This is a genomic window from Kitasatospora sp. NPDC059673, from assembly GCF_042734215.1.
Classification (GTDB): Bacteria; Actinomycetota; Actinomycetes; order Streptomycetales; family Streptomycetaceae; genus Kitasatospora.
Genome location: NZ_JBHWEN010000009.1, coordinates 63,081 through 77,769, shown reverse-complemented (window position 1 = coordinate 77,769; position 14,689 = coordinate 63,081). Strand labels below are relative to the sequence as shown.

Sequence of the window (14,689 nt, the reverse complement as noted above, 5' to 3'; positions counted from 1 at the left end):
GTCGTGATGGTGTGATGCGAAGCCTTTGTGGCGCCAGTCGTGGGTGGTACCCCGGTGGTGGGCGAGGGCTCGGGGTGGGGCTGACCCGTCGGCGACTCCCGGCCGATTCCCCGGGATACTGCCCGAATGACAGACGATCTGACGGTCCGATCAGAAGCCGGGGCGGTTGAGGAGCAACGGCGGAGCCTGCGGCGGGATGTGTCCGGGCCGGCCCTGCTCGCCGGGCTGGTGTGTGTCGCGGTGTCGTTCTCCGGGCCGCTGGTGGTGGTGCTCGCGGCGGCCGCGGCCGGGCGGTTGGACGCTGCGCACACCGCGTCGTGGATCTGGGCGGTGGCGATCGGCAGTGGTGTCACCGGGTTCGCGCTCAGTTGGTGGACCCGGACGCCGGTGGTGACCGCCTGGTCGACCCCCGGGGCGGCGCTGCTGGTCACGAGTCTGGGGCACTACCCGTACCGGGAGGCTGTCGGTGCGTTCCTGGTGAGTGCCGTCGCCGTCACCCTGTTCGGCATCACCGGCTGGTTCGGCCGGCTGATCGCCGCCGTGCCCGAAGGCGTCGTGCACGCGATGCTGGCCGGGATCCTGTTCTCCTTCGGCACCGGGATCTTCGGGGCGGTGCACGGGGCACCCGTCCTGGTGGTCGGGAGCTTCGTCGCGTTCCTGTTCGCCAAGCGTCTCGCGCCGCGCTACGCCGTGGTGATCGCCCTGGTGGCCGGTGGAGTGCTGGCCGCGCTGACGGTCGGGCTTCGGCTGCACCCGGGATCCGGCGGGCCGACCGTGCCGGTGCTCACCGCCCCCGCGTTCTCCTGGCCCGCGCTGGTCGGCCTCGCGCTGCCGCTCACCATCGTCTCGCTCGCCTCGCAGAACGCCCCCGGGCTCGGCGTGATGCGCGCCTTCGGCTACCGCCCCGACGACCGCCTGCTGATCGGCGTGACCGGCGGGGCCTCCGTCCTGCTCGCCCCGTTCGGCTCGCCCGGCGTCAACCTGGCCGCCATCACCGCCGCGATCTGCTCCGGCCCCGAGGCCCACCCCGACCCGCGTCGCCGCTACGTGGCCGGCATGTCGTCCGGTGCGTTGTACGTTCTCGTCGGCAGTTTCGGCGGTGTCCTGGTCGGCCTGTTCACCGGCCTGCCGAAGGAGTTGGTCGCCGTGGTCGCCGGTGTCGCCCTGCTCGCCTCGCTGCAGAACAGCCTCGCCGCCGCGCTCACCCCCGAACCCGGCCGCGACGCCGCCGTGGTGACGCTGCTGGCCGCCGCTTCCGGCACCACGCTGTTCGGCATCGGCTCCGCGTTCTGGGGCCTGATCTTCGGCCTCGCCACCCACGCGGTCACGCCCGGAGGGCTTCCTCGGCTGCGCGGCCGGCGCTGATGGCCGGGAGGGCCGGATTTGTGCGCGTGCGTGGGTGGGTCCCTTGCGTTCGGCGGTGGGGGTGCAAGGGGCCCTGGGGCGACGGCCGGGGTCCGGACAGGAACGAAGCGTTACTGCCGCAGGAACGCGACGAGCCCCGCTGCGAGCGGCAGTGGGGCTGTCGGGAGGCCGGCGGGTCAGGCGCGAAGCCGCCAGAGCTGGTCCAGGTAGGGAGGGTTGTTGCAGTCGTACTGGGCGGCCTGCTGCCCGCTGTTGAGGGTCCGCACAACCAGGCACTTGCCGGAATGACCGTTGATGAACTCGATCCCGGCCCAGCCGTTCGAGCGCACCCGCCACCGCTGGTTCTCACCCCCGGTGCACTGCCACTGACGCGCGGGAGCGCCATTGTCCGTGCGCCAGTCGGCGATCTCCAGGCACCTGCCCGAGTTGTTGTTGACCAGGGTTTCGAGTGAGGTGTACCACCACCTCTGGTCCATGTAGTTGGAACAGGGGTACTGGAAGGCGGGATTGCCGTTGTCCCTGTCCTGCACGACCAGGCACTGACCGCTGTTCACATTCTGGAGCAGGTAGCGAGCGGCCGGGTCCCACATGAAGATGTCGTCGGCCTGGCTGGGGGTGGCAACTCCTAACAGCAGGGCGGCCACCGAGCCCAGAACCGCGAGCATGCGTGCCAGCTTCTTCATGACTGAATCCTCCCGATGAGACGGAGGGGATCTTCCCCCCGATACGGTTCTATCGGTCGCGAGATCTGATTCGCCAGGGGATCCTGTTGGCTGTTTCATGACAGTTTCTTTGCCATCCGCAACTGAGGGCGGCGCGCAAGCCCGGCGCCGGTCCGAGCCTCACCGCAACCGTGAGTCGGCCGGGACGACCAGGGAACTTCTTCCGTTCTCCGGGCTCCGGAGCTCGCCAACCTGGCTTGACTGCACAGGATATGATGGACCGTCAACTCTTTTTCTCGGCAGCTCCGAAACGCTCGTCCCGCCGGAATGGTTCCGCATCGGGTTGGCAGATCGCGGACACATTTCTGCGGTCGCCGACGGATGCCCGGCGGAACGATCGGACACGTAGGAGGGGCGGGGCGAGGGGCCGGCGCGGGCGTTGAGCGCGATCGGACTGCGTGGCGCGAGGGTGCTCGGTGGGGGTGGATCCGTACCGGGACGCCGTGATCAACGAGCAGGGGCCGAGGTGGCCCGCCGGGAGCTTGCGGTGCTGACCGAGCGTTGCGTCTCCGAGTGTCGGAGGTCGGCGCTGCTCGCCCTCGACGCCATGCTCGAAGCGGGTGCGGCGATGCCGGGCAACTACCTGTGGTTCATGGCCGACTGACGGCGAAGAGGGTTGGTGTCAGCCGGACTTGGCCACCTTGAGGACCTTTCCGGTGGCGCCGGTGGAGAGGTAGCCGCCACCGTAGTCGTCGGAGAGGTAGTAGCGGATGGTGATTTCGTCGGCGAACCAGCCGTAGTCGACGATCAGGTAGCGGGACTTGGGGGCGGGGACGCCGAGTTCGGTCTGGGCCTTGGTGAAGACCGACGGGAGCTGGGTCCAGTCGATCCGGGTCAGGTCCACGGGCTTCTCGTTGGTGCCGAGGGTGCCACCGGGCTTGCTGGTGATCTTGCCGGCGCGGTAGCTGACGTCGTCGTAGTGCTTGGGGTTGTCCTTGGTCACCACCTTGGCACTGGCGAACTCCGGGTGGATCACCAGTTGGGTGATGGTGGCGTCGCCGGTGGCGGCCCGGATCGAGTCGACCAGGGCGCGGGCGCCGTCCGGGGTGAGGAGATTCTCGGTGGTGGTGGTCCCCGTGGTTCCGGTGGTTCCGGTGGTTCCGGTGGTTCCGGTGGTCCCGGTGGCTCCGGTGGCGGAGGAGCCGGTGGCGGCGTGGTGGCCGTCGGGCGTGCGCAGCCTGTCGGTGAACTGCCAGCCGAGCAGGCCCGCCACCGCGACGGCGGCCAGGGCGGCCGCCAGGAGCGGGGCGGTGCGTCGGCGGCGGGGGGCCAACTGGCGGGTGGTGCCGTTGAGTTCGGTGGGGGAGTACGTGGTGGCGGCGCCGGTGGTGTTGAGCTGGGTGGGGGCGAAGGTTCCGCCGCCCAGGGTGCCGTCGATGCCCTGCTCGGCGGCGGCGAACAGACGGTCGAGCCGGTCGGCGTCGGGGCGGTCGGCCGGGTCGCGGGCGAGCAGGGCGGTGAGGGTGGCGCCGAGCGGGCCGGAGCGCACGGGTGGGGGGAGCGGCTCGTCGAGGACGGCGGCCAGGGTGGCGATGCTGGTGGCGCGGCGCAGCGGGTGGTGGCCCTCGACGGCGACGTACAGCGTCATGCCGAGCGACCACAGGTCGGAGGACGGGTCGCCCTCGTGGCCGCGGATCCGTTCGGGGGCGATGAACTCGGGGGAGCCGATCAGGGCGCCGGTGGCGGTCAGGCTGGTGGACTCGCTGAGCGCGGCGATGCCGAAGTCGGTCAGGACGGGGGTGCCGTCGGCGCGCAGGAGGATGTTGGCGGGTTTGACGTCCCGGTGCTGGATGCCGGCGGTGTGCGCGGCGCGCAGTGCGGAGAGGACGCCACGGCCGATCCTGGCCGCCTCCTGCGGGGAGAGGGCGCCGCGGGCGAGGCGGTCCTGGAGGGAGCCCCCGGCGACCAGCTCCATCACCAGCCAGGGGTGCGGGAGCTCGGGGGAGTCGACGATGTGGTGGATGGTCACCACGTGCGGGTGCTGGAGCCGGGCCAGCGCCCGCGCCTCGCGCAGCACCCGCTCGCGCAGCTCGAACGCCGCGGCCGGGTCGGCGGCGAGCATCGCCGGGTCCGGCGGCCGGACCTCCTTCAGCGCGACCTCGCGCTCCAGCACGGTGTCCCTGGCCCGCCACACCAGACCCATCCCGCCGCCACCGAGCCGACCCAGCAACTCGAAACGGCCGTCAACGAGTTGGGCGCCCGCGCCCCCTGTCATCATGGCGGTCATCGTAGGGGCACCGGCGGACACCCGTGCAGTCGGACGGGCCGGTCCGGGGGCGTCAGTGCTCGTCGGCGGGCGCGGCCTCCTCGTCCGGCGGCCAGTCGTGGGTGACGGTCGGCGGACGGCCTTCGGCGCGGTGCGCCTCCCGGACCGGCCGGCGCAGCGTGCTGGCGGGTGCGGCCTCCTCGTCCGGCGGCCAGTCGTGGGTGACGGTCGGCGGACGGCCTTCGGCGCGGAAGTCCTCGCGCTGCTCCTCGCGGGGTTCTTCGTGGAGTTCTTCACGGAGTTTCTCGTGGTCCGGCTCGGGCGCGGGCACGCCGCTCTGCGGGATTTCGTCCATGGCGCCGGCTCCCTTCCTCGCGGGTCGGACGGGGTCTTCTTCCGCGTGTGCCCGGCTGGGCGGCGCCCAATCGTGCGGGCTCAGCCGGGCTGGTGCAGCGGCGCTTCGCGGTGCTCGGCGGCGAGGGCGAGTACCTGGTCGACCGTCCAGTGGTCGGCGGCGTGGGTGCCGTAGTGGGCGGCCAGGATGCGGCCGTCGGGCGCGAGCAGGAAATCGGCGGGCAGCCCGATCCGGCCGCCGAGCGGGCGGGACGCGGGGGGCCGCTCGCGGCCGCGCAGGATCAGCGGGATGCTGCGGAGCACGCCCCGTGCGATGGCCGGCCAGGCCCGCGGGTCGAGCAGCGCGCGGACGCCGTGCTCGACGCCGTACGCGCGGTACAGGCGCTGCTCGGAGTCGGCGACCAGGGTGAACGGCAGGTCGTCGGCGTACGGCCGGAGCTCCGGGGCGGGGGAGTGGAAGACGGCCGCCTCGCGAATGCCGGCGGCCCGCCGCCGGGCTGGACGGCCCCGCACGGGCCGCCGCCCTGCACGCGCTGGTCGCCTACACCATCGGCGCCCTCGAACTCGAACACCAGGGCGCGGACCCCGGCCCCACCCCCGACGCCTTCCCCCTGCTCGCCGCCGCTCTCACCACCCGCGACGCCACCCCTGCGGGCCCCGCGTTCACCGTCGGGGCGCGCACCGTGCTGGACGGTCTCGGGCTCGTTTGACGGTTACGCGGCGGCGGCCGCGATGCCGAGGATGTCGTAGAGGTGCTCGCCGGCGCCCCAGCGCTCCAGCGCGGCCCGGTCGACCAGGTGGATGCGCTGCTGGTGGGCGAACGTGCGGGCCGGGGCGGTGAATCCGGACAGGCCGACCACGATGGCGATCCGCGCCTTGTGGACGGGCCGGGCGGTGCCGTTGAAGGTTTGGAGTTCGCGGCTGCCGACGGGGCGGTGGTAGCGCTTGCACTGGACGACCACCTTCCGGCCGTCCTCGTCGTGCGCGATCACGTCGGCCCCGAAGTCGCCCGCGCCGCCGACCCGCAGCGCGCCGGAGAAGCCGTCCCGGTCGAGCAGCGTTCGGCACATCTCCTCGAAGCCGCGCGGCGAGGAGTTCGCGAAGTCGTCGAGGGTGTAGTCGGCCGACCACTGCGCGGTCACGGCCTCGTGGCGCGGGTCGGCGTACAACCCGCCGGGCGCGCCCGCCCGGCCGACCAGGGTGGCCGTGACGGTGACGGCGAGCAGCAGGGCGAGCCCGCCGAGGCCGACGCCCAGGTACAGCAGGTGTGCGGCGGCCCACCCCCAGGCCGCCTTCAGCACCACCACGGCGGCGCCCAGGGCGAGGATCCACAGCACGACCTTGACCGCGTCCTCGCTCATCGCAGCCACCAAGTCGGGCTGGTAGAAGGGATGTTGGGCTGTCCCATCAGTGGCCGCTCGGCGTGGCGGACGCGGACGGTGCGGGCTGCGCGGGGGTGGAGTCGTGGACGGTGCTGTTCAGGAAGAGCAGGGCCGCCGCGATCGCGAGGACCGTCCCCAGCCCCCACTTCGCGGAGCCGCCGGAACCGGCCCTGCGTCGGAAGTGCCCGCGTACCCAGATCCGGTCGCCGCTGCTCGCCACGGTGTTCCTTCCACTCGTCGGTCCGGCGCCCGCTGCGCCTGACCGATTGGTGTACCAGCGGCGGGGGACGGCCGGTGGGCGATTGTCCGCACTCGAAGGGCTCGATGGCCGTGAACAGGACACGTGCGCCGGGGGCGTACGCCGCGGCGCGTCCTGGCTCCCACCTCGGGGGCGGCCGGTGGGGTTCGGGGGTGCGGTGCACCACGTGGGGCGCGGCCACCGGGGGCGAGCCGGGAGGACGGCCTGCGCGGGGCGAACGCCGGAGCACCGCCCGCAGATTGGCGAAATCCGCCTACACCCCGTAGCGGCGGCCGGACTCCTCGGACTGGGCGAGGCGGCGGAGGTTGAGCAGGACGGGTTCGAACAGGACGGCGGCGGCGACCGCGTACTCGGCCTGTTCCTGGGGGGTGGGCAGTGCCTCCATGCGGTCGAGGTCGTAGGCGGCGGCCTGTGCCATGGTGCGGGCGTACGGGAGCAGGTCGTCCGCGTCGAGCGGGTAGCCGAGCCGGCCGAGGGTGGCGAGGGCGGCGATCAGGGCGCGGTGGGCGGGGGAGAGTTCGCCGACCTCGCGAACGTGGGCCCAGCCCAGGCGGGCAAGCAGGTCGTCAACGAGCTTGCGGGCGTCGGTGGTTGACGGATCGTCCGCCGGTCCGAGGGCCGGCTCGGTGGGGTGGGGCAGCGCCCACAGCGCCGCGCCGAGGCGGAGGGTGAGGCCGAGGGAGTCGTCGTCGATGTGCGAGAGCACCTCCCGGACGGTGGCCACCGGGATCCGGCCGACCTGGATCATCGCCCGCACCAGCCGCAGCCGCCGCAGGTGCGACTCGTCGTACTCGGCCTGGGTGGCGTTGACCAGGCGGCCGGGCGGGAGCAAGCCCTCGCGCAGGTAGTACTTGATCGTGGCGAGGGAGACGCCGCTGATTTCGCTGAGATCTGCCAGACGCATCCCCTTGTGCCCTCCGTCGGCGAGTGTCACTATCCAAGGCAATTGATGAGTGGGGCTATCCAATCATGGACGGTCCGACGAGAGGGGGCGTCATGTTCGCCAAGCCGATACCCGGCCGAACCACCGCCGCCGCCGAAGGGAAGGTCGTTCTCTTCCTGATCGGCATGCGGATCAACCACTTCTGGGCGCCGCACCACTGGCTGCCCGTGTTCATCGCGATGCCGCGGATGCTGCGCGAACTCTCCCGCGACCCGCAGAGCGGACTGCTCGGCTACCACCTGCTCTCCGGCTCGCCGCGCACCTACTACGTGGTCCAGTACTGGGAGTCCGAGGAGAAACTGCTCACGTACGCCGCCGCGCCCCAGCAGTTGCACCGCAAGGCCTGGGCGATGATCAACCGCTTCGAGCGCAAGTCCCGTCAGCACGTGGGGATCTGGCACGAGACGTACATCGTCCCGCCCGGCTCCTACGAGGCGATCTACGGCGACATGCCCCCGTACGGCCTCGCCGCCGCCACCGGAACCCTTCCGATCGAGCGCCGCGGCGCCACCGCCCGCCAGCGGCTCGCACACGGTGCGAAGGGTCCGGCGGAGCCCTCCTGACATGGGGGTTGACCGGGAGTCAGCGCAGCGCGGCGGATAGAGTCCGGTCGGAACGGCGTCCGGCGTGGGCGCCGTCGAGGGCTGAACCGAGCGAGGGTGTGTTGCAGGGAAGCAGTGTCGGGCCGATGGATCCGGGCCAGGGTGGGAAGCTGGCGGCCCGCTGGTGGAAGTGGGCGCTGTCGGCGCCGGAGGAGAGCTCGCCGGTCGCGGACGAGACCGGCGAGTTCGCCGGCTGGCAGCAGCCGTCGGACGTCTGGTTCCTGGCCGGGACGTACGGCGGCCGGGTGGTCCGACGGTGCCAAATACCGGCCGGCAAGCCGCTGTTCTTCCCCGTGCTGAACAACGTCCGTCCGGCGCTGGGCTTCTCCTCGCGCCCGTGGACGATGGAGGTGTCCCGGGCCGAGGCCGAACTGAACGGAAGCCCGTTGCCGATGCAGGAGTTCGCCTCCGGGCGGTTCATGGCGGGCGTGCTCCCGCGAGTCGCGTGGGGCCTGTGGAGCTCGGTCGAACCGCTGACGCCCGGCCAGTACGTCCTGTCGATCAAGGGGGCGTCCGGGGACTTCGAGGTGGACACCACCTACCACTTGGACGTGGTCGGGTCCTGACGGCATTTCAGTCGTGAGGGCGTTCACGGGGGCGTTCGTGGGGGGCGTTCGCGGGGCCGTTTGCGAAGTCGTTCGTGGGGTCGTCGCGGGGGAGGGTGGCAAAGTTTACCGAGTTGTGGCCATGACAATATGTCAAAGGTGTGGACCACGAAGGGTTGCTTCCGTAGGTTCGGTGCCTTCCGGTGACAGTGCGATCGCCGAACTCCCATCCGGGGGCGGCGAGTTGCTACTGCCACGTCGAGTGCTGCGATGCGGAGGAAAGCATGCGTGCCACCCGTAGGAACCTGAGGCTGCTGGCGGGCGTCCCGCTCGCCACAGCCGCCCTGCTCGCGCTGGGTGCCGGCCCCGCCGGTGCCGCGATACCGATCAACAAGCCGATGACCGGCATGGCCACCTACTTCACCGACACCGGCTACGGTGCCTGCGGCACCCAGATCAACGCCAGTACCCAGCTGCTGGTTGCCGTCCCCGCCAGCTGGTGGACCACCGCGAACCCGAACAACGACCCGCTCTGCAAGGGCATTTCGGTCAAGGTGACGTACCAGGGCAAGACACTCACCCTGCCGGTCAAGGACAAGTGCCCGTCCTGCGCCTCCACCCACCTCGACCTCAGCAAGCCGGCCTTCGCCCAGTTCGCCCCGCTCTCCCAGGGCGTCATCAACGGCATCACCTGGCAGTTCGTGCAGACCACCCTCACCGGGCAGACCGTCGCGCTCAGCGCCCCGATCACCGGTTCCGGCGGCGGGCAGGGTGCCTCGCAGTCCGCTCCGCAGGACGCTCCGCTCACCGGCTTCTAGACCGGCCCATGTGGTGCCCGCCGCTCCGTGACAGAACGGCGGGCACCGGCCGGGGTGGTGCGACGGCCCGTCGGTGGCACCTGCGGTCGCCGGCCGCCAGAGCGAGGACCGCCACAACGATCACCACGGCGACCACCGGACTTGCCGGGCCGGTGGCGAAGTCGAGGCTGCCGCGCTCCCGGCCGAGGGCGGCCCGGTCGGCGAAACAGGTGCCGAGCGGGCGGGTGAAGCGGAGCGCTGTCCGCCCGGCTGGTCCGGTCCGGGGCATTGTCGTGGTGCCCGCAGTGGTGGCGCGGTCGGGCCTGGCGGCAGCGGGGTCGGGTCGAGCTGGGGGACTGAAGATCTCTTCGGGTTTCCGCCTGGAGGGTGCCGGGTTTCGCGTCCGTTCGGGGGCGCGGCGGCGCCGCACATTAGTGGTCGGTGGGGAAGGCGGCCTGGTTCCCGGGGAGTTGGTGTGACGGTCGTCATAGTCGTGCGGGTGGGGGAAAGGTGGGGGAGGGCGGGGTTCGGTGGGTGTGAAGGGTGTGATGATGAGCCCGTCATGGAGGCAGGGCGAGTGGTACGGGCAGGCCGGGCTGCGGTGTTCGCGGCCGGGTGTGTGCTGCTTGCTGCCGTCGCGCACGTGCTGATGTCCGGGCGGCCGGTGGCGGCTCCGGTGCTGGCGGCCGCGCTCGGTGGGGTTGCCGGGGTGGGCTGGTTGACGGCTCGCCGGGAGCGCGGGCCGCTGGTGGTGACGGCGCTGACGGTCGGCGTTCAGGCCGCCCTGCACACGGTGTTCTCGTTCGGCCAGGCTGCGGCGGTGCCCGCCGCGGCTCCCGCGTCGGACGGGCTTGCCGCCCGGTGGGCGCACCTGCTGCTGTGCAATGCCGGGCCGTTGACCGACGAACAGGCCGCCCGGCTGGTCGAGGCCGCCGGTCTCGACCCGGGGACGGTGGCGTCGCTCGTCGATCCGTCCGGGATGTCCGCCATGCCCGGCATGCCGGGGATGGAGCACCACGCCATGGCGATGACCGGGCAGCACGGGGGCGGCGGCATGCTCGCCGCGCACCTGTTGGCCGCGCTGCTGCTCGGCCTGTGGCTGGCGGCCGGCGAGCGTGCCGTGCACACGTTGGCCCGGACCGTCGCCGCCCGCCTGTTCGCGCCCGTCCTGCTGCTGCTCGGCGCGGTTCGGCCCGCCTGGGTGCCGTTGCGCTCGCGCCGGCCCCGGACCTCGGCGCGCCGGCCGCGGTCGCGGCTGCTCGTCCACTCCCTTGCCACGCGGGGACCGCCGGTGGTGGCCGCCGTCCGCTGACGGCCTCGTCACATCCCGGAGCCGCTCCGCCCCACCACCGCACGCCCTGCTCGGGCGGCGGTGCCGTCGGCGCGCGCCCCGGGCCGGCCTCGCGGCCCGATCCGGCCGCTTCCGTCTCCCGAGCAAGGACACCCGGAGATGATTTCCGCTCTTCCCGCGCCACGTTCCGTCACCGGGCGGACACGCGCCGACGACCACACCCCCACTGCACGGACGCGCGCCGACGACCAGACCGTGACCGCCTGGGCGCTGGCCGCCCGCAGCGGCGACCCGGCCGCGGTCGAACGCTTCGTCCGCGCCACCCGGCCCGACGTCCGGCGGTTCGTCACCCACCTCAGCGGCGAACCCCAGGCCGCCGACGACCTCACCCAGGACACCTACCTGCGCGCGCTGCGCAGCCTGCCCCGCTTCGAGGGACGCTCCTCGGCCCGCACCTGGCTGCTGTCCATCGCCCGGCGCACCGTGGTCGACCGGTTCCGGTTCGCCGCCCGCAGGCCCCGGCTGCTCGACACCGACGACTGGCAGAGCGCCGCCGAGCAGGTCCAGCCCCACCACCTGCCGGGCTTCGACGAGGGCATCGCGCTCGGCGAACTGCTCGAAGCGCTGCCCGCCGAACGCCGGGACGCCTTCGTGCTGACCGCGCTGCTCGGCCTGCCCTACGAGGAGGTCGCCGCATTGACGGGCTGCCCGATCGGCACCGTCCGCTCCCGGGTCAACCGGGCCCGCGGCGTGCTGATCCGCAAGCTCGCCGACGCCGAACACGCCGACGCCGGGCCCGCCGACGCCGGGCCCGCCGATCAGGTCGCCGTCGGCTGCGCGGCCTGAACGGTTCCCGGCTCCATCCGAAGGGGGCACCGGGCCGCGTGTCCCGGTGCCCTCGGCGCTCCCGGTGCGCTGTCGTGGAGCCGCACATCGTTGATCGCAACCATGGGAGCAGGTATGTCCAGCACCACCGTTTTCGCCGTCGAGGGAATGAGCTGCGGCCACTGCGAGCGGGCCGTCAGCGCCGGGCTGTCCGCCCTGCCCGGGGTCACCGACGTCAGCGCCGACGCCAAGGCCGGGCGGGTCACCGTCACCGGGGGCGTGGACGAGGAGGAGGTCCGGGCGGCCGTCGATCGGGCCGGTTTCACCGTCACCGGGCGGATCTGACCGCCCGCCGGGCCGGTCGGGTGGGCCTGGAAACGGCGGGAATCCGGCTGCGGACCGACGCGACTGCTGAGGTGTGAACGCAACCCGACCGGCCCCCGGGCCGTTGCTGATTCCGGTGGGCTTCACGCTGCTGCTGCTTGCCGCGGTTCCCGCCGGTTCCTGGGCCCTCGGCCACGCCTTCGGCCCGATCGGTCCCGGCCTGCGCCCGGCCACCGACGCCACCGACCACACCGACGCCATCGAAACCACTGACGCCACTGACGCCACCGACGCCACCGACGCCACCAACGCCACCGCGCAGAGCCACGGGCGCGGGCGGTGAGCGCCACCGCACAGAGCCAGGTCACCGCCCTGGTGGCCTCCGGGCCGCCGCGCGAGGTGCTCACGGCGGAGCTGCTCGCCGAGGTGTTCGGCGTCCGGGCCGCCGTCACCGCGCATCCGCTCACCGGCGACCCGCTGATCGCCTTCGACCACCGGGCGCCCGCGGCCTGAGTGCCCGTTCATGGGGAACTGAGAAGTTGGGCTGCCACCATGGTGCGGGCCCGGCGGCCACCGCCCCCGGGTGGCTGCCGGGCCCGCCGGTCGGAAGGAGTTTCTCGGTGAGCACGCTCAACGGTCTGCCCACGCACATACTTCTGGTCCACATCGTGGTGGTTTTCGTCCCGCTGACCGCGCTCGCGCTGATCGTGTGCGCGCTCAGCCCGGCCGTTGCCCGCCGGGCCGGCCTGCTGCTGCCGGTGCTGGCCTTCGTCACGATGGCGTGCGTTCCGCTGACCACCGAGGCGGGCGAGTGGCTGGAGCACAACGTCGAGCGCAACGACCTGGTGCGCAAGCACGCCGAGCTCGGGGACGGCCTGCTGCCGTGGGTGGGCGGGCTGTTCCTGCTGGCCGTGGCCGTCTGGTGGTTCACCCGCGACGCCAGCACCCGGCGGATCTCCACCGCGATGCGGATCGGCGCCACCGTGCTGTGCGCCGTGGTGGCCGTCGGCGCGGTCGTGGACGTCTACCGGATCGGCGACTCCGGCGCGAAGGCCGCCTGGCAGGACGCCCTCACCTCCAGCAGCACCGAGGGCGGCGACGGCCACTGAGCCGCCGAAGGCCTCAGGACGGGCGGCCCGGCGGGACCAGGCCGCACTGGTAGGCGAGCGCGACGAGCTGGGCGCGGTCGCGGGCGTCCAGCTTGGACATCGCCCGGTGGACGTGGGTGCGGACGGTGAACGGGCTGACGAAGATCCGCTCGGCGATCTCCTCGTTGCTCAGGCCGGTCGCGGCCAGCGCCATCACCTCGCGCTCGCGGGCGGTGAGCACGGCCAGCCGGTCGGCCGCCGGCTCGGCGGCCGGGCCCGGCTGGGCGCGGAAGCGGTCGATCATCGCGCGGGCGGCGGCGGGCGAGAGCAGGGCGTCGCCGGCCGCCACGGTGCGGATCGCGCCGAGGAGTTCGGCGGGCGCCGCGCCCTTGCCGAGGAAGCCGTCGGCGCCCGCGCGCAGGGCCTGGGCGATGTACTCGTCGATCTCGAAGGTGGTCAGGATGAGCACCCGGGTGCCGGACAGCTCCTCGTCGCCGCAGATCGCGGTGGTCGCGGCGAGGCCGTCGCCGCCGGGCATCCGGATGTCCATCAGGACCAGGTCGGGCCGGGTGGAGCGGGTGAGCTCGACCGCCTCGCGGCCGTTGGAGGCCTCGGCGACCACCTCCATGTCGTCCTCGGCGTCGATCAGCATCCGGAAGGCGCCGCGCAGCAGGGCCTGGTCGTCGGCGAGCAGGACACGGATGGTCATCGGGGGGAGTCCTTTTCTTCCTGGTCGGTGAAGGCGGGGGTGTCGCGGCTGCCGGTGCGCAGCGGCAGGTCGGCGGTGACCTGGAAGCCGCCGTCCGCGCGGCGGTCCGCGCTGAGCCGGCCGCCCACCGCGACGGCCCGCTCGCGCATGCCGATCAGGCCGAAGCCGCCCGGGCCGTCCTGCTGGAGCGAGGCCGGGACCGGCCGTCCGGTGGCCAGGCCGTTGGCGACGGACAGCGCGAGCCGGCTGCCGCTGTAGCTGAGGGTGACCTCGGCGTCGGCGCCGTGGGCGTGCTTGGCGACGTTGGTCAGCGACTCCTGGACGATTCGGAAGGCCGTCAGGTCGACGCCGGGGGAGAGCGGGCGCTGCTCGCCGGTGACGGTGAGCCGCACCGGCAGCCCGGCCTGTTCGAAGGCGTTGATCAGGTCCGGCAGCCGGTCGAGGCCGGGCGTGGGTTCCAGCGGGGCGGGCTCCTCGGCCCGGCGCAGCAGGCCGACGGTGGCGCGCAGCTCCTGGAGGGCCGAGCCGGTGGCGTCGGTGAGGTGGCTGAGCACCTCGCGGGCCCGGTCGGGGTGCCGGTCCATCAGGTGGACGGCGATGCCGGCCTGGGCGTTGGCGAGGGCGATGTGGTGGGCGACCACGTCGTGCAGGTCGCGGGCGATCCGGATGCGCTCGTCGGCGACCCGGCGGCGGGCCTCCTCCTCGCGGGTGCGTTCGGCGCGTTCGGCGCGCCGCTCGATCGCGGCGAGGTGCGCGCGGCGGTTGCGGACCGAGTCGCCGAGGGCGCCGGGCAGCAGCGCCCAGGCCAGCACGCCCAGCCGTTCGCCGATCGGACCGCCGGGGCCGAAGGCCAGCGCCGTTCCGGCGAGCAGCACCGCGCTGGCGACCGAGGCGCGCAGCGCGGTGGAGCGGTCGGTGCGGACGGCCACCAGGTACAGCGCCACCAGCAGCGGCGCGGCCAGCGCGACGGTGAGCCGGGTGTTGATCACGCCCAGCGCCATGGTGCAGGCCAAGGTGGCGGGGACCACCGCCCGGGGGTGGCGGCGGTGCAGGAAGACGGCGGCGGTGGAGGCCGCGGCGAGCAGTACGGAGGCCAGGTCGGGCAGGACGAAGCGGCCGTTGTGCTGGTCCGCGCTGACGCCCTGGGTGACGACGAGGACCAGCGCGACGCCGCCCGCGACGTCCAGCAGCCGGGGGTGGTCGCGGCGCAGGCGCTGCCACAGGTCGGTGGTCGTCACGGTGCTCTCCGGGCCGGGCGCTGGGGTTCGACGGGGGGA

Annotated in this window: 18 protein-coding genes and 1 pseudogene; 10 read left to right on the top strand and 9 right to left on the bottom strand. The window is 73.1% G+C overall.

Annotation, left to right across the window (positions count from 1 at the left end; translation table 11 throughout):
• Positions 1-126 precede the first annotated feature (126 nt).
• Entirely contained in the window at positions 127-1,365 is a 1,239-nt protein-coding gene (locus tag ACFV18_RS13270) for a benzoate/H(+) symporter BenE family transporter (protein WP_380482500.1), read from the top strand.
• 176 nt (positions 1,366-1,541) lie between these two features.
• On the opposite strand, the gene ACFV18_RS13265 is transcribed toward ACFV18_RS13270, so the two are convergent.
• From ACFV18_RS13265 to ACFV18_RS13235, 7 genes are all read right to left on the bottom strand, one after another.
• Entirely contained in the window at positions 1,542-2,048 is a 507-nt protein-coding gene (locus ACFV18_RS13265) for an RICIN domain-containing protein (RefSeq protein ID WP_380482498.1), read from the bottom strand.
• A 661-nt stretch (positions 2,049-2,709) separates the two neighbouring features.
• Positions 2,710-4,305, bottom strand: coding sequence for a serine/threonine-protein kinase (locus ACFV18_RS13260; protein ID WP_380482496.1), 1,596 nt, complete (start codon positions 4,303-4,305; stop codon positions 2,710-2,712).
• Between the two features lie 61 nt (positions 4,306-4,366).
• Positions 4,367-4,648, bottom strand: a complete 282-nt coding sequence (locus tag ACFV18_RS13255; RefSeq protein ID WP_380482493.1) for a hypothetical protein — start codon at positions 4,646-4,648, stop codon at positions 4,367-4,369.
• Between the two features lie 80 nt (positions 4,649-4,728).
• The gene (locus ACFV18_RS13250; protein ID WP_380482491.1) at positions 4,729-5,160 is read right to left on the bottom strand and encodes an AhpC/TSA family protein; all 432 of its coding nucleotides are present in this window, start codon (positions 5,158-5,160) and stop codon (positions 4,729-4,731) included.
• 200 nt (positions 5,161-5,360) lie between these two features.
• Complete coding sequence (locus tag ACFV18_RS13245) at positions 5,361-6,008, bottom strand: restriction endonuclease (RefSeq protein WP_380482488.1); 648 nt, start codon at positions 6,006-6,008, stop codon at positions 5,361-5,363.
• A gap of 46 nt (positions 6,009-6,054) precedes the next feature.
• Positions 6,055-6,249: a hypothetical protein gene (locus tag ACFV18_RS13240; protein ID WP_380482486.1), complete on the bottom strand. Its 195-nt coding sequence runs from the start codon at positions 6,247-6,249 to the stop codon at positions 6,055-6,057.
• A gap of 292 nt (positions 6,250-6,541) precedes the next feature.
• Positions 6,542-7,192 carry a MerR family transcriptional regulator gene (locus ACFV18_RS13235; RefSeq protein WP_380482483.1) on the bottom strand — a complete coding sequence of 217 codons (651 nt, stop codon included), beginning with the start codon at positions 7,190-7,192 and terminating at the stop codon, positions 6,542-6,544.
• Positions 7,193-7,284: 92 nt separating this feature from the next.
• Here ACFV18_RS13235 and ACFV18_RS13230 point away from each other — a divergent pair, with 92 nt between their 5' ends.
• The 9 genes and pseudogenes from ACFV18_RS13230 (at position 7,285) to ACFV18_RS13190 (ending at position 12,724) form a co-directional block, all read left to right on the top strand.
• Positions 7,285-7,794, top strand: a complete 510-nt coding sequence (locus tag ACFV18_RS13230) for a DUF4188 domain-containing protein (protein WP_380482481.1) — start codon at positions 7,285-7,287, stop codon at positions 7,792-7,794.
• A gap of 125 nt (positions 7,795-7,919) precedes the next feature.
• Positions 7,920-8,399 carry a hypothetical protein gene (locus ACFV18_RS13225; protein ID WP_380482478.1) on the top strand — a complete coding sequence of 160 codons (480 nt, stop codon included), beginning with the start codon at positions 7,920-7,922 and terminating at the stop codon, positions 8,397-8,399.
• A 263-nt stretch (positions 8,400-8,662) separates the two neighbouring features.
• On the top strand, positions 8,663-9,196 hold the full coding sequence (locus ACFV18_RS13220; protein ID WP_380482475.1) for a cysteine/serine endopeptidase inhibitor: 534 nt from the start codon (positions 8,663-8,665) through the stop codon (positions 9,194-9,196).
• Positions 9,197-9,737: 541 nt separating this feature from the next.
• Complete coding sequence (locus tag ACFV18_RS13215) at positions 9,738-10,487, top strand: PE-PGRS family protein (RefSeq protein WP_380482473.1); 750 nt, start codon at positions 9,738-9,740, stop codon at positions 10,485-10,487.
• A 138-nt stretch (positions 10,488-10,625) separates the two neighbouring features.
• Positions 10,626-11,312 (top strand): sigma-70 family RNA polymerase sigma factor, encoded by a 687-nt coding sequence (locus ACFV18_RS13210; RefSeq protein ID WP_380482470.1) that lies wholly within the window; start codon positions 10,626-10,628, stop codon positions 11,310-11,312.
• Positions 11,313-11,426: 114 nt separating this feature from the next.
• Complete coding sequence (locus tag ACFV18_RS13205) at positions 11,427-11,636, top strand: heavy-metal-associated domain-containing protein (protein WP_380482467.1); 210 nt, start codon at positions 11,427-11,429, stop codon at positions 11,634-11,636.
• A gap of 73 nt (positions 11,637-11,709) precedes the next feature.
• Entirely contained in the window at positions 11,710-11,958 is a 249-nt protein-coding gene (locus ACFV18_RS13200) for a hypothetical protein (protein ID WP_380482465.1), read from the top strand.
• Positions 11,959-11,987: 29 nt separating this feature from the next.
• Positions 11,988-12,128, top strand: a pseudogene (locus ACFV18_RS13195) (ABC transporter ATP-binding protein); the annotation flags it as partial.
• Between the two features lie 107 nt (positions 12,129-12,235).
• Positions 12,236-12,724 carry a DUF2231 domain-containing protein gene (locus tag ACFV18_RS13190; RefSeq protein ID WP_380482462.1) on the top strand — a complete coding sequence of 163 codons (489 nt, stop codon included), beginning with the start codon at positions 12,236-12,238 and terminating at the stop codon, positions 12,722-12,724.
• A 13-nt stretch (positions 12,725-12,737) separates the two neighbouring features.
• On the opposite strand, the gene ACFV18_RS13185 is transcribed toward ACFV18_RS13190, so the two are convergent.
• On the bottom strand, positions 12,738-13,412 hold the full coding sequence (locus ACFV18_RS13185; RefSeq protein WP_380482459.1) for a response regulator: 675 nt from the start codon (positions 13,410-13,412) through the stop codon (positions 12,738-12,740).
• Positions 13,409-14,650: a sensor histidine kinase gene (locus ACFV18_RS13180; RefSeq protein WP_380482456.1), complete on the bottom strand. Its 1,242-nt coding sequence runs from the start codon at positions 14,648-14,650 to the stop codon at positions 13,409-13,411. Before ACFV18_RS13180 ends, ACFV18_RS13185 begins: the two co-directional genes overlap by 4 nt.
• Positions 14,651-14,689 lie beyond the last annotated feature (39 nt).

Bases quoted from the DNA above. Each gene is read 5' to 3' on its own strand.
- ACFV18_RS13270 (WP_380482500.1), top strand. From the start codon at position 127: ATGACAGACGATCTGACGGTCCGATCAGAAGCCGGGGCGGTTGAGGAG.
- ACFV18_RS13265 (WP_380482498.1), bottom strand. From the start codon at position 2,048: ATGAAGAAGCTGGCACGCATGCTCGCGGTTCTGGGCTCGGTGGCCGCC.
- ACFV18_RS13260 (WP_380482496.1), bottom strand. From the start codon at position 4,305: ATGATGACAGGGGGCGCGGGCGCCCAACTCGTTGACGGCCGTTTCGAG.
- ACFV18_RS13255 (WP_380482493.1), bottom strand. From the start codon at position 4,648: ATGGACGAAATCCCGCAGAGCGGCGTGCCCGCGCCCGAGCCGGACCAC.
- ACFV18_RS13245 (WP_380482488.1), bottom strand. From the start codon at position 6,008: ATGAGCGAGGACGCGGTCAAGGTCGTGCTGTGGATCCTCGCCCTGGGC.
- ACFV18_RS13235 (WP_380482483.1), bottom strand. From the start codon at position 7,192: ATGCGTCTGGCAGATCTCAGCGAAATCAGCGGCGTCTCCCTCGCCACG.
- ACFV18_RS13230 (WP_380482481.1), top strand. From the start codon at position 7,285: ATGTTCGCCAAGCCGATACCCGGCCGAACCACCGCCGCCGCCGAAGGG.
- ACFV18_RS13225 (WP_380482478.1), top strand. From the start codon at position 7,920: ATGGATCCGGGCCAGGGTGGGAAGCTGGCGGCCCGCTGGTGGAAGTGG.
- ACFV18_RS13220 (WP_380482475.1), top strand. From the start codon at position 8,663: ATGCGTGCCACCCGTAGGAACCTGAGGCTGCTGGCGGGCGTCCCGCTC.
- ACFV18_RS13215 (WP_380482473.1), top strand. From the start codon at position 9,738: ATGGAGGCAGGGCGAGTGGTACGGGCAGGCCGGGCTGCGGTGTTCGCG.
- ACFV18_RS13210 (WP_380482470.1), top strand. From the start codon at position 10,626: ATGATTTCCGCTCTTCCCGCGCCACGTTCCGTCACCGGGCGGACACGC.
- ACFV18_RS13205 (WP_380482467.1), top strand. From the start codon at position 11,427: ATGTCCAGCACCACCGTTTTCGCCGTCGAGGGAATGAGCTGCGGCCAC.
- ACFV18_RS13185 (WP_380482459.1), bottom strand. From the start codon at position 13,412: ATGACCATCCGTGTCCTGCTCGCCGACGACCAGGCCCTGCTGCGCGGC.